Here is a 13237-nt window from a genome sequence, read left to right as displayed (position 1 = left end):
AAATATGAAAAGAATAGCAATTAATGGATTCGGAAGAATAGGTCGTGCAGCGCTAAAAGTCATTATGGAAGAACCAGATTTACAAGTGGTTGCTGTAAATGACTTAATGTCTATAGAGAATGCACAGTATCTTTTAAAATATGATAGTGTGTATGGTATTTATGATAAAGAAGTTCGTGTTCACGAAGATCATTTACATGTTGATGGTCAAAAAATATTATATTTTAATCAGCGAGATCCTGAACAGCTTCCATGGAAAGAAAATAACATTGATATTGTTATAGAAAGTACAGGTTTTTTTACAAATAGAGAAGATGCTGAGAAGCATATAAAGGCAGGTGCGACTAACGTTGTTATTTCTGGTCCAACCAAAAGTAAGGATACGCCAACGGTTGTGCACGGAGTGAATACTAAAGATGGAAAGACTGCTATATTCTCTTGTGCAAGTTGTACTACTAATAATATTAGCCCTGTTGTAGAGATATTAGGAAGAACCATTGGAATTAAAAAAGCCATTCTTAATACAATTCATGCGTATACAGCATCACAGACATTAGTAGATTCACCTTCTAAGAAAAACCCAAGAATGGGTAGAGCAGGGGCAGTCAATCTTACACCTACGTCTACGGGTGCAGCCGTTGCTACGACTAAAGCGTTACCACAGTTTGAAGGTAAGTTTGATGGTATAGCCATTAGAACGCCGGTTCCTGTAGGTTCTATTAGTGATGTTACATTTATTTCGGAAAGAAATACTACTGCAGAAGAAATTAATGAAATACTTCAGAAAGAAGCGAATACAGATAGATATCTTAAAGTATTGGATGTTACTTATGAACCTATCGTTTCTTCAGATATTCAGATGAATCCATATGCTTCTACTCTTGATGCGTCTATGACCAGAGTTGTAGATGGTGATTTAGTTAAGGTAATGATCTGGTATGATAATGAATGGGGTTTTACTAATCAAATGATTCGACAGATTTTAGAATTATAATAGTTTATTAAATTTTACTTTTTCCAAAGCCTGTACTTGCTTGTTTGTAATAATTTTAACATAAAGTTAATTTTTGTATTCTATTTTTAAGAATTCAATATTAAAAACAAGCAAGTATCATAAATTAATACGAAAGTTTCAATATGAGGTTTTGGATCATTCTAATCTGCATAGGCTGCGGATATCAAAATTTTGCTCAATCAAACAATTCTAAAAAAAAATCTTTTGTAGTAGGAACAACAAGTGAAACTATGAATATAGATGGCCAATTAGATGAGGCTATTTGGACAAAATTAACTCCAGCAAATGATTTTGCTCAATATTTTCCTAATGATTCTTTGCCTGCTGCTGCACAAACAGAGATTTATATGTGTACGGATAAAAAGAATTTGTATATAGGGATTAAATGTTATGCGAAAGGAAATGATTGGGTTGTAGAATCTTTGCGAAGAGATTATAGAGCAGGAGGAAATGATAATATCACATTATTGTTTGATACTTTTGATGATCAAACAAATGCTTTTTATTTTGGAATTAACCCAGAAGGTGTTTTAAGAGAAGGAACTATTAGTAATGGAGGAAATATGTCTCAAGACTTTTCTACTTCATGGGATAATAAGTGGAAAGGAAAAGCTAAGAAGTTTGATGGTTATTACACCGCTGAGTTAGAAATTCCTTTTAGCACATTCAGATATCCAATACCTTCAAAAAAGTGGGGTTTTACAAGCTACCGTTTCGATACACAGTCTAATGAGATTAGTACGTTTCCCGGCACACCTCGTAATCAGGTTGTATTTACGCTAGCTTATACTTCGGATATGATATGGGAGGAAGATTTGACAACCAAAAGTAGCGCGGTTTCTCTAATACCATTTATATCTTCGGGAATTAATAAAGACTATGAAAATGATACTCCTACTGATGAGATCTTTGAAGTTGGTGGTGATGCCAAGATTGCTTTGACACCAGGATTGAATCTTGATCTAACCGTAAATCCGGATTTCTCTCAAGTAGAAGTAGATGAGCAGATTACAAACCTTGATCGTTTTGAAATCTTCTTTCCGGAACGAAGGCAATTTTTTTTAGAAAATGCCGATCTTTTTGGGCAATTTGGTTTTTCTAATATTAATCCATTCTTTTCCAGACGTATTGGAGCAGCAGAGGATGTCGTTACAGAACAATTAGCACAGAACAGAATTTATGCTGGATTGCGTATTAGTGGAAAACTGGACCCTAAGACGAGAATAGGTTTGCTAAATATGCAAACCGCATCTAGTAAAAAACAGGGCATACCTGGAACCAACTTTGGGGTAGCCGTTGTACAGCGGAAAATAGGGGTGCGATCTAATATCGGAGTCATTGCGGTCAATAAACAAGCAGTTAATTTTGATGAAAATTTGGATACATTAGATATTAATCGTTATAATAGAATGGTCGGTATTGATTATAATTATTCTACACGAAGTAATACTTGGTTTGGTAAAAGTTTTGTTCATGGAACTTTCTCTCCTGATACGGAAATAGCTTTTGCTCAGGGAACTACTATAAATTATAATACAAGAAAGTTTGGAGCTTTTTGGAAACATGAATATGTTCATGAAGATTTTAATGCAGAAGTTGGATTCGTACCGAGAACTGATTATTTCAGGATAAGTCCTAATGCAGAACTACGTTATTACCCACAGAATGATTTTTTGAATAATCATAGTTACGGAGTAGAAGCAGATATTTTTTGGCGACCAGGATTTGGTAAAACGGATCATTTTTTATCCGTTGGATGGGGAGCAGAGCTAACTCAAAGATCTAACTTTGGATTTAACCTGAATCATAGCTATGTATATTTATTCGATTCGTTTGATCCTACAGGTACTGATTCAAAGGAGCTTGTAGCTAATCAAGATTTTTCTTGGGTTAGTTTTACCGGAAATTATAGAAGTGACAGAAGAAAAGTATTCAGTTGGAATTTGAGCCCATACATTGGAGAATATTTTAATGGTTGGCGTTATGGTACTAGAGGTGGTTTTAATGTACGTTTTCAGCCTAAGGGGTTCTTCTCCTTAAACTATGCTGTAAACGTTTTTGATTTACCACATTTGAATGGAACGAGAGAAACCTATTTGATTAGTCCAAGAATAGACTATACTTTTTCCAAAAGTCTTTTTACTTCCGTTTTTGCACAATATAATTCGCAAGATGATAATACCAACATCAATGCTCGTATTCAATGGAGGTTCGCACCAGTATCTGATCTGATTCTGGTATATACGGATAATTACTTAACTGGAGATGTAGATCCTATGAATCGTTTTGGATTTGATGTACGTACTCGTTCTATAGTCTTAAAAATCACATATTGGTTAAATTTGTAAAAAGTAAACCTTTCAAATTATAAGAATCTGAAAGGTTTACTACTTTTTTTGAATAGGTAAATTTAACTATATTTGACTTAACCCACCATCTACTTCCAGTTCAATTCCATTAATATAAGATGCATCGTCAGAGGCTAAGAATAAAGCGGATTTTGCTATTTCTTCTGATGTTCCGAAACGCCCTAGAGGCACTTGTTGCGCAAACCCTTTTCCCATTTCTTCTACAACATCTTCTGGTAATCCCATTTTTCCATAAATAGGTGTATCAATAGGCCCAGGAGCAATGGCATTCACTCGGATTCCTCTGGATTTCACTTCAGATGTTAATACCCTTTGATATGCACGTAAAGCTCCTTTAGATGCAGAATAGATTCCTAATCCGTCAAAACCTTTTTGATGTACAATAGAGTTTGTAAAAAGAATTGTTCCACCATCGTTGATATGCGGTAAGGCTTCTTTTGTAGCGATAATAGGACCTTTTACGTTAATATCGAATATATGATTATAATGTTCCTCCGTAATATCTGTAGTGGGAGTAGGAGGTGCAATTCCTGCGTTTAGAAATAGAATATCTATTTTTCCATATTTGCTGGTTGCTTCTTGAATTAAATGTTTATTGTCTTCTACTTTAGCTACATCTGCTTTAACGGTAATGAAATCTCCTTCAAGTTCCTTAGCTACTTGATCCAAAGCCTCTTGTCGTCTTCCAGAAACTACTACTTTGGCACCTTCCTTAAGATATAATTTAGCTGTTGCTAATCCAATACCACTATTTGCTCCTGTTATAACCGCTACTTTATTTTTTAATTTATTCATTTTATTTAAATATTAAATTGATAATTTCTTTATTTGAGTTTTTGCGCTATCTAAAATTTTCTCTGTATCTGTCATAATAAGATCAGAGTTGATGTATTCTATATTTGTTATTCCTAAGAAATTTAAAAATGTGGTCATATAACCAGTTACGTAATCTACTCCTGTACCTAATTTTGTTCCTCCGGTAGTAATGATTACATATGCTTTTTTATCTTTTAATAATCCTTGCGGACCATTTTCTGTATATTTAAAACTAATTCCTACTCTCGAGATAAGATCTATATATGTTTTTAAACCTGCAGAGACACTGAAATTGTACATAGGAACAGCAAATAAGTAAGTATCCGCATTAGCAAATTCTGTAGCTAATATATTTGACGCTGATACCGCTTCTTTTTGCGATACAGATTGTTGATCTTCTGGAAGAAAGTAAGCAGTAACACTATCTTCATTTCCTAGTTTTATTAATTGATCATAATAAGTGTCTCTATAAGTCGTGGAATATGTAGCTTCACTTTCTAGTTTTGTTTGTAATACATCTGCAAGCTGTCTGCTTATGGATGATTCTTTTCTTGGACTACTGTCTATTCTTAATAGTTTTTTCATTTTTATTATTTTTTATTTGGAACAATCGTTTCAAATTAAGTTAAAAAAAATTAATATAATACCTTTAGTACTGTTTTTATTATAGTCTTTAAGTCTTCTTCGTTTTTATTTAAAATTCCAGTCATTCTTAATCCCTGAACGGATGTATATAAATACAATGCATACTCATTCGCAGTCTGATCGATATTGAAGATTTTTTCCATCTGACCTTTACTGACGATATCTTCAAGCATGGCTATCATTCTATCTTGATTCTTCTCTATGAATGATTTAATAGTAAGATCTTGATTTGCCATTTCAGATTTACAATTAACAATCAAACATCCTTTTCTAGCATCGTCATCGATAATATCATTAAGGGTTAATTGAAAAATAGCCTCAATAGCGTCGGTAGCATTATAAGCTTCTGCTAATCCCTTTCCGAAGTTATGGTTGGCTCCTTTTTGATAGAAATCGAGTACCTCCATAAATATCCCCAATTTACTTCCAAAAGAATTGTAAATACTAGATCTATTAAGATCCGTTGCATCTACCAAATCTTGCATAGAAGTACCATTATATCCGTTTCTGTGGAATACTTCTGTTGCTTTTTGCAATACATTGGTTCTATCAAATGTTTCTACTTTTGGCATGATTTATTGAAATGATCGTTTCAAAAATAAATATAATCTTGAAGCTTTATTGTTATAAAAATACTAAAGTTTTGAAAATTATCATAAAAAACACTTCATCATAACATCTGTTTGTTTTTCAGAACCTAACATAAATGTATGTTTATCAAATATTTTGAATCCATTTCGTTCATAAAATTGGATAGCTCTTGTGTTCTTATCCCAAACTCCTAACCATATAAATTCCAAAGCTTTTTCATTTGCCATTTGTTTGGCGTAGTCAAAAAGGTATTGGCCAATACCCTGACCTTGGTAAGACTTTATTATATAAATCCGTTCGATTTCTAATGATTTTCCTTGTACAATTTCTGTTTGGGCTACTCCGGAATTAAATTTTATATAACCAATAATTTGATTGTTACATATGACAAAGAAAAATTGAGATTCGGGATGTAGAATCTCATTAGTGATTTTTTCTAATGTAAAATTTTTATTTAAATAAGATTGAATATTTTGTTCACTATTGTGGGGAGGGCCGAAAGAATTATAAAATGTTTGAAGACCAATCTCCAGAAGTTTATGGTTATCCTCCGGAAGAATTTTTATTATTTTTAATTCTTTGGATTCCATAACTCAATTCTTTTAAATAATTCTTTTAATAACCCTTAGTTTATGAGTATACAAACGTTTTTCTCCGTTAAATATACCTGTATGATCTATACGATCCACCCGCACTTTACCATGCGCGTGGATAATATAGTTATCTTTCATAATAACACCAACGTGTGTAATTGCTCCTTCGTCATTATCAAAAAAAGCAAGATCTCCTGGTTCACTTTCCTCTATAAAGCTTAATGGTTCTCCTTGAGTTGCCTGTAAAGATGCATCCCGTAATAGTTTATAACCGTTTAGTTTATAAACCATTTGTGTAAAACCACTACAATCGATACCAAAGTTTGTCTTTCCTCCCCATAAATAAGGAGCATTTAGAAAAAGAAATGCCGTTTCTACTAATTTATCTTTTAGTTGCTTTTTAGTAATTCTATTCCCATCATATTGATGTTCAAAAAAATCTAAAGCTCCTAATGAAGATCCTAAAACAATCGGCATTAGCTGATTATCTTTACAACTCACAAAATCAATTAAATCTGCTGTTAGATCTAATGGTTTCTTATCAAAATCCTTATATTCCTCTTCTGTAATTTCTAGATACTGTTTATTATCAATCCAACCTTCGTAGGTATCGAAAGCTAAACGGATTCGACTCCATTTTTTTCGTTTTTCTAAAATTTTAAAATGCTCACCATATAAAACTTGTGATACCATTTCGCTGGGATCACTGGGTTCAAAACGCAAAGGAACAATACTGAGATTACAAATACCGTATAGCATGAATCTTTATAGATACTAGATATTAAACATTTAATAAAATTACAATGATGCTTATTTTTTAGTTAAACACGTTCGATCACCATTGCAGAAGCACCACCACCACCATTACAAATAGCTGCGGCTCCTGTTTTTGCATTATTTTGTTCTAACACGCTCATTAAGGTAATTAAAATACGAACACCAGAACATCCTAATGGGTGTCCTAAAGATACTGCTCCACCATTTACATTAGTATTAGAATCATTTAAACCAAGTATTTTCATGTTAGCAAGTCCCACTACTGAGAATGCTTCATTAAACTCAAAGAAATCAACATCATCTAATGTGATTCCTGCTTTATCAATCGCTTTTGGTAATGCTTTTGCAGGTGCTGTTGTAAACCACTTAGGTTCTTGTGCTGCATCGGCATAACTTTTAATTTTCGCTAAAGGTTTTAATCCAAGTTCGGCTGCTTTTTCTGCACTCATTACTACTACAGCTCCTGCACCATCATTAATTGTAGAGGCATTAGCTGCTGTAACTGTTCCTTCTTTTGTAAAAGCAGGACGTAAGGCAGGAATCTTCTCCATTTTTACATTTTTATACTCTTCATCTTCTGTAACCAATACAGGTTCTCCACGACGTTGTGGTACTGGAACAGGAACAACTTCATTAGCAAATTTACCTTCTGACCATGCCTTTGCAGAACGTTCATAAGATTGAATTGCAAAAGCATCTTGATCTTCTCTGCTAAAATTGTGCTCTGTTGCACATAAATCGGCACAAACCCCCATAGCATTTTGATCGTAAACATCCACCAAACCATCACGCTGCATTCCATCTTCAAGTGTTTGAGAACCAAATTTATGACCTGTTCTTAATCTAACATAATGAGGAATTAGACTCATATTTTCCATTCCACCAGCGACTACAATATCAGCATCTCCTAGTGCGATAGCCTGAGCTGCTTGCATTACGGCTTTCATTCCACTAGCGCATACTTTGTTTACAGTTGTACAAGGCACGGTGTCACTTAATCCTGCTCCTAAAGCAGCCTGTCTAGCTGGCGCTTGTCCGTTTCCTGCTTGTACTACATTACCCATAAATACTTCTTCAACCAAAGAAGGATCTAGATTGATTTTATCTAATGCACCTTTTATCGCTATTGATCCTAATTGTGTAGCTGGAACTGTAGATAAACTTCCTAAAAAACTACCTATCGGAGTACGTGCTGCTGATACTATTACAACGTCTTTGCTCATTATATTCGAATTTAATATATGTGTGTTTGTTATTTTGCGAATTTAAGGATTTTTGGAGGATATACATAGCGAAGTTATTCATAGGATTTACTAATCCTAAATTATACCTATGCGCTATTTTTTCACCTTCTTTATACTGACTTATTTTTTAGTACTTTTGAGTAATCTATATGAATATCCTAGTGAAAAATTTTTTAAATAATTTTTATAAAAATCAATCCTTTTTATACAAAGGTTTTCTTTTTGTAAGTACGTTGATTCTCATAGTATATCTATTTCCAAAAGGAGGGGTTTTTAAATATGAGTTTACAAAAGGGAAACCATGGCAGTATGAAAACTTATATGCTCCATTTGATTTTGCCATTGCAAAAACTCAAGAGGATATTGATGCTGAGAAAAAACGTATCGAAGATAATAACATACCATATTTCGAGTATGATACTATTATCGCCAATATTGCAAAAGATAATTATAATACAGCATTCAAAAATAATTTAGAAACTTTAGATCAGAGTAGTTCTGGAAAACAAGCGAAGCTTTTCGGTAGGATACTTCTTAATGATATTTATAGATATGGTGTTTTGCAAGAATCATATTCTTATGAGAGTAAACGACAGATCTTTCTTAATAAAGGTAATAAGGCAGATGCTATAACTTTTGGACAAATATTAACTCCTAATGAAGTTACTTCACTTATTAGTTCCAGAGTTGATAAAAGTGAGTATGTTAAATTTAAAAGTGGTTTTGTAGCCTTATTTTATGACTTGATTAAACCAAACGTATCTCTAAATCAAAAATTGACCGAAAGTACGTTAGAAAATGAATTAGCTCAAGTACTTACTACTAGAGGTAGCGTTTCTAAGGGAAGCAGGATTATTGCAAAAGGAGAAGTGGTAGAAGGCAACAGATTACAGATACTTACATCTCTAAAGGCGGAATATGAGTCTCAGGTATGGAGTGATAAGAATTTTTACTGGATTGTTTTTGGATATGGGATTCTAGTTTCTCTGGCTTTGCTAATGCTATTACTTTTCATTCGAAAGTATAGAAGGGACATTTATGATAATAATACTCAGGTTACGTTTATTGTATTTAACATTCTATTAATGGTTTTGATTACTACGCTAGTAGTTAAATACAAGTCGGATTATATTTATATAGTTCCATTGTGTATTTTACCATTAATTTTGAAGGCTTTCTTTGATTCTAGACTTGGATTATTTACGCACGTAGTAACAGTAATGATTTTAGGTTTTGTTGTTCCTAATAGTTATGAGTACACTTTTTTACAAATTATAGCTGGTATCGTTACCATATTAACTATTTCAGAATCCTATAAAAGAGCAAATTTATTCATTACTGTTGGACAGATTACAGGGATTTACATTTTAGCTTATATTGCTTTTCATATCATTCACGAAGGTAGTATTAGTGATATTGATTGGACGACTATAGGGTTATTCGTAATAAGTGGTTTTGCCACACTAATAGTACATCCGTTGATTTATGCTTATGAAAAGATGTTTGGTCTAATCTCTGATGTTTCTCTTTTGGAGTTGAGCGATACTAATTCTTCTTTATTAAAAGAGTTATCTGATAAAGCTCCAGGAACTTTTCATCATTCTCTTAATGTTGCTAACATTGCAGAAGCTGCGGCTAGTGAAATAGGAGCAAACGTAATGTTAGTTAGGGTAGGAGCCTTATATCACGATATTGGTAAAATGGCTAATCCTACATATTTTACTGAAAATCAAATAGCTTCAGGAAATGCGCACGATGTATTATCTCCTAAGGAGAGTGCTAATATTATTATCAATCATGTAATAAGAGGTATTGAGATTGCCAAAAAGAATAAGCTTCCTGATCGTGTAATTGATTTTATAAGAACACATCACGGAACTAGTACAGTATATTATTTTTATATGAAAGCCAAGGAAATCAACGAGAATGTGAATATGGAAGATTTTCAATATCCAGGACCGAAACCTTTTTCTAAGGAAACTGCGATTTTGATGATGAGTGATAGTGTAGAAGCTGCTTCTAAGAGTTTGAAAAACCCAACTAGTAGTTTAATTGATTCCTTTGTGGAGAAAATTGTAAATAAACAGATGGAGGATGGTCAATTTCTTAATGCTAATATTACGTTTAAGGAAATTCAGCAAGTAAAAAAGGTGTTTAAAAGAAAGTTAACCAATATATACCATTTAAGGATTGAGTATCCTGAATAATACAATAGTTTTTTATAAGGATTGGCACCATGTTTGATTAAGAAATGTTTAACACAAAAGATTTAATCGACAATTATGAAAACTATCAAGTTTTTAACCATTCTTTCTTGTTTTATTTTAGTTCCTGTAGCACATAGCCAAGTAATAATAGATGGAGGAGTGTCTGTAGATGTAAATATCAATTTACCAATTCCGGATGTTGTAGTGATAGGACGCAAAGAAAAACCTAAACCTAGACCTAGAAAACCTGTAATTCATTCTTGTGATCAAGGTTGTAATCATAATAATGCCTCAACTTATGGTGAAATTCAAAATCAAAATGGGCCATATGGGAGGCGTATGTATATGGTAGTACAGGCAAAGTTAGAAGAGTATCATAATGGTTTAGAAAAAGTTATATATCGTCTAGATTCGGGAGATGTTTTAGAGCTCATAATAGTTACTGCTAATGAAAATGATTATAACTATCATAGCTACGCAAATTGCGAATGTAATGAGAATAATAAAATCATTGAAGTGTTGTTGAATGGGCAGTACATTCCACTTAGAGATGGTAGTTTATCTTTGCAACCAAGAACAGAGGGTTTTCATACGGTAATAAACTTGCATAGTCATGAAGAGGGAGATTTTAATGGTACAATTAATTTTTAGTTAGATATTTTCTATCCATCCAGAAAGTTCCAAAAGGAATTATAGAGCATACAAGCACTATTGCTAATGTTTTATAATCCCATCTTTTTTTAGGTTTTATTAAAAAAGCAAATACGATATAGGCAAGAAATAAAAAACCATGTGCCATACCAATTACTTTATTAGGTTCCGGTGATGCAAATAAATACTTCAGCGGCATCGTAACAAATAGTATAGCTAAGTATGAAATTCCTTCGAGATAACTAATAAATCTGAAACTGGTGATCATATTTTGATTTTATTTAAAATTAGATGCAAATTTAAGACTCAGAATATATCCAAACGTTAATAAATACCTATTTTTTATTATTATACTCTAATTCAAATATCTCGAGATCGAAATATGGTATAGCTGATAAAAGATGATCAAAAATATCAGCGACTATTTTCTCATAGTTTTTCCATTCTTTATCATTACTAAAAGCATAAATTTCTAATGGAGTTCCTTGAGCGGTAGGTGCTAATTGACGACTCATAATCATCATTTCATTATTGATATGGGGATGATCCTCTAGATAAGATTCTACATATTTTCTAAATACACCCATATTAGAAAGGTTACGACCATTCATTAAAACTTCTTTGTTTATCTGATTTTCTTTATTATAAGAGTTCACCTTATCCTGTGCTTTATCTAGGTATTCTCTAATAAGCCTTACTTTTTTCAGACGATCTACATCATTTTCAGATAAAAACTTAATACTAGAAGCTTTAATTAAAATGGATCTTTTTATTCTTCTTCCTCCAGAATCCATCATACCTCGCCAATTTCTAAAGGATTGAGAAGTCAAATGATACGTAGGGATCGTTGTAATTGTTTTATCAAAATTCTGAACTTTTACCGAGGCTAGATTGATCTCAATCACATCTCCATCAGCCCCATATTTAGCCATTGTAATCCAATCTCCAATCCTAACGGTATCATTAACAGCAACCTGTATACTTGCAACAAAACCCAGAATAGTATCCTTGAATATTAGCAGAATAACTGCAGACATCGCTCCAAGTGCAGTTAAAAAAGTCCAGATTGATTTTCCGGTAATCAAGGAGAAAATAAAAATAGCACCTATTACCCAGATAAATATCATAAAGACCTGGACATAGCTATCTATAGGCTTATCTCTAAATGATTCTAAAGACTTCAAAAAATCTCTAAACGTTCTAAGGATACTTCTTACAATCCAAATTGTTAAAGCAATAAATAAGATATCAAAAAGAATTTCTAAGTAATTCTCTGCAACAGGAAAAGCTATAAATAATTCGGGTATTATCCAAATACTAATAGATAATGGTGCGATGTGAGATAAATAATCAAAAGTTTTGTTTTTGACCAAATAATCATCAAATGTATTCTTTGATTTTGATGCGTATCTTTTGAAAAGGTTTAAGATTACCTTTCTTATGATTCTATCTAGTACAAATAGTACAAATAGTAAGGTACAAATACCAATAACCACATTTAGGTATTCGGCCATAGTTTCCGAAAAGCCATTAGAAACTAAAACTTTATAAAAATACCGAGTTAGTTTTTCCATAAAAATAAATGAATTCAGATCAGGTTTTTAACCTACAGGTTATCGTTCGGGTAAGTTCTATACCAAACTGAAAATGGCTACAGCATATAAATAGAACCTTACAAAACGTAACAGTCCAAAAAGTAAATAACTAAGAAAAGGATATTTTATCATTCCTGCTGCGATACTAGTAATAGAAAAAGGAATAGGAAGTAATGCTCCTACTACAATTAAAAAACCTCCCCATTTACGAGTATTTCTAATATGTTTGGCCATTTTCACCTCTAAGTAATCATGAACCGAAGGGATTTTGGTAATTGATTTCCCGATGAAATATGAGATGACACCTCCTAAATATGATAATAAGGCAAGTATTGATAAGTATAATATAGGGCTAGCAGTTTTGTCACTCCAAGCGATAAAAATTTCTGGAGGAATAAGACCCAATAAAGATTCTGATGCAAAAAATACACTAAATACTACATAGTCTGCATAGTTTTCTGTAACATAAATCAATAAATCATTGATATTAATAACAAAATAGTTTACTATCAATAAACCTGCTATAAAAAGTAAAATAGGAGGTAATGCTTTTTTTAAACTAGTTCCTAAAAACTTATAGAAACCGGTATAACTATAATATTGATGCAATAGTTGCAATCGTGTTTTTTTTACAGATCGGGGATTCATTTTCATAACAATTTTTCCACAAGGGAACAAAAATAATATATAATTGATTTTTTGACGTTTATAAAATCATAAAATTTGTCGAGAAG

At 32.5% G+C, this 13237-nt stretch carries 13 protein-coding genes; 4 read left to right on the top strand and 9 right to left on the bottom strand.

The window, feature by feature from the left end; all coding sequences use genetic code 11:
* Positions 1–4 precede the first annotated feature (4 nt).
* Positions 5–994, top strand: a complete 990-nt coding sequence (gene gap / locus Q0921_RS03400) for a type I glyceraldehyde-3-phosphate dehydrogenase (RefSeq protein WP_299253307.1) — start codon at positions 5–7, stop codon at positions 992–994.
* Between the two features lie 143 nt (positions 995–1137).
* Positions 1138–3363, top strand: a complete 2226-nt coding sequence (locus Q0921_RS03395; protein WP_299253305.1) for a DUF5916 domain-containing protein — start codon at positions 1138–1140, stop codon at positions 3361–3363.
* Between the two features lie 66 nt (positions 3364–3429).
* Here Q0921_RS03395 and Q0921_RS03390 read toward each other — a convergent pair whose 3' ends face one another.
* The 6 genes from Q0921_RS03390 to Q0921_RS03365 form a co-directional block, all read right to left on the bottom strand.
* Positions 3430–4179 (bottom strand): SDR family NAD(P)-dependent oxidoreductase, encoded by a 750-nt coding sequence (locus Q0921_RS03390; RefSeq protein ID WP_299253302.1) that lies wholly within the window; start codon positions 4177–4179, stop codon positions 3430–3432.
* A 12-nt stretch (positions 4180–4191) separates the two neighbouring features.
* Positions 4192–4785: an NAD(P)H-dependent oxidoreductase gene (locus Q0921_RS03385; protein ID WP_299253299.1), complete on the bottom strand. Its 594-nt coding sequence runs from the start codon at positions 4783–4785 to the stop codon at positions 4192–4194.
* A 50-nt stretch (positions 4786–4835) separates the two neighbouring features.
* Complete coding sequence (locus Q0921_RS03380; protein WP_299253296.1) at positions 4836–5417, bottom strand: TetR/AcrR family transcriptional regulator; 582 nt, start codon at positions 5415–5417, stop codon at positions 4836–4838.
* Between the two features lie 81 nt (positions 5418–5498).
* Entirely contained in the window at positions 5499–6026 is a 528-nt protein-coding gene (locus tag Q0921_RS03375; protein WP_299253293.1) for a GNAT family N-acetyltransferase, read from the bottom strand.
* 12 nt (positions 6027–6038) lie between these two features.
* Positions 6039–6788 carry a C40 family peptidase gene (locus Q0921_RS03370; RefSeq protein WP_299253290.1) on the bottom strand — a complete coding sequence of 250 codons (750 nt, stop codon included), beginning with the start codon at positions 6786–6788 and terminating at the stop codon, positions 6039–6041.
* Positions 6789–6850: 62 nt separating this feature from the next.
* The gene (locus tag Q0921_RS03365; protein ID WP_299253287.1) at positions 6851–8029 is read right to left on the bottom strand and encodes an acetyl-CoA C-acyltransferase; all 1179 of its coding nucleotides are present in this window, start codon (positions 8027–8029) and stop codon (positions 6851–6853) included.
* A gap of 182 nt (positions 8030–8211) precedes the next feature.
* On the opposite strand from Q0921_RS03365, the gene Q0921_RS03360 reads away from it, so the two are divergent.
* The gene (locus Q0921_RS03360) at positions 8212–10257 is read left to right on the top strand and encodes an HDIG domain-containing metalloprotein (RefSeq protein WP_299253284.1); all 2046 of its coding nucleotides are present in this window, start codon (positions 8212–8214) and stop codon (positions 10255–10257) included.
* Positions 10258–10332: 75 nt separating this feature from the next.
* Positions 10333–10908, top strand: a complete 576-nt coding sequence (locus Q0921_RS03355; RefSeq protein WP_299253282.1) for a hypothetical protein — start codon at positions 10333–10335, stop codon at positions 10906–10908.
* Here Q0921_RS03355 and Q0921_RS03350 read toward each other — a convergent pair.
* The 3 genes from Q0921_RS03350 to Q0921_RS03340 form a co-directional block, all read right to left on the bottom strand.
* Positions 10898–11176, bottom strand: a complete 279-nt coding sequence (locus Q0921_RS03350; RefSeq protein WP_299253279.1) for a DUF3817 domain-containing protein — start codon at positions 11174–11176, stop codon at positions 10898–10900. The genes Q0921_RS03355 and Q0921_RS03350 overlap by 11 nt on opposite strands.
* A 67-nt stretch (positions 11177–11243) precedes the next feature.
* On the bottom strand, positions 11244–12482 hold the full coding sequence (locus tag Q0921_RS03345; protein WP_299253276.1) for a mechanosensitive ion channel domain-containing protein: 1239 nt from the start codon (positions 12480–12482) through the stop codon (positions 11244–11246).
* Positions 12483–12539: 57 nt separating this feature from the next.
* Positions 12540–13157 (bottom strand): VTT domain-containing protein, encoded by a 618-nt coding sequence (locus Q0921_RS03340; RefSeq protein WP_299253273.1) that lies wholly within the window; start codon positions 13155–13157, stop codon positions 12540–12542.
* Positions 13158–13237: the final 80 nt, after the last annotated feature.

The organism is uncultured Aquimarina sp., from assembly GCF_947496855.1.
Taxonomy (GTDB): Bacteria; Bacteroidota; Bacteroidia; order Flavobacteriales; family Flavobacteriaceae; genus Aquimarina.
This window is presented reverse-complemented; position numbering and strand designations above follow the sequence as displayed.

Bases quoted from the DNA above. Each gene is read 5' to 3' on its own strand.
- gap (WP_299253307.1), top strand. From the start codon at position 5: ATGAAAAGAATAGCAATTAATGGATTCGGAAGAATAGGTCGTGCAGCG.
- Q0921_RS03395 (WP_299253305.1), top strand. From the start codon at position 1,138: ATGAGGTTTTGGATCATTCTAATCTGCATAGGCTGCGGATATCAAAAT.
- Q0921_RS03390 (WP_299253302.1), bottom strand. From the start codon at position 4,179: ATGAATAAATTAAAAAATAAAGTAGCGGTTATAACAGGAGCAAATAGT.
- Q0921_RS03385 (WP_299253299.1), bottom strand. From the start codon at position 4,785: ATGAAAAAACTATTAAGAATAGACAGTAGTCCAAGAAAAGAATCATCC.
- Q0921_RS03380 (WP_299253296.1), bottom strand. From the start codon at position 5,417: ATGCCAAAAGTAGAAACATTTGATAGAACCAATGTATTGCAAAAAGCA.
- Q0921_RS03375 (WP_299253293.1), bottom strand. From the start codon at position 6,026: ATGGAATCCAAAGAATTAAAAATAATAAAAATTCTTCCGGAGGATAAC.
- Q0921_RS03370 (WP_299253290.1), bottom strand. From the start codon at position 6,788: ATGCTATACGGTATTTGTAATCTCAGTATTGTTCCTTTGCGTTTTGAA.
- Q0921_RS03365 (WP_299253287.1), bottom strand. From the start codon at position 8,029: ATGAGCAAAGACGTTGTAATAGTATCAGCAGCACGTACTCCGATAGGT.
- Q0921_RS03355 (WP_299253282.1), top strand. From the start codon at position 10,333: ATGAAAACTATCAAGTTTTTAACCATTCTTTCTTGTTTTATTTTAGTT.
- Q0921_RS03350 (WP_299253279.1), bottom strand. From the start codon at position 11,176: ATGATCACCAGTTTCAGATTTATTAGTTATCTCGAAGGAATTTCATAC.
- Q0921_RS03345 (WP_299253276.1), bottom strand. From the start codon at position 12,482: ATGGAAAAACTAACTCGGTATTTTTATAAAGTTTTAGTTTCTAATGGC.
- Q0921_RS03340 (WP_299253273.1), bottom strand. From the start codon at position 13,157: ATGAAAATGAATCCCCGATCTGTAAAAAAAACACGATTGCAACTATTG.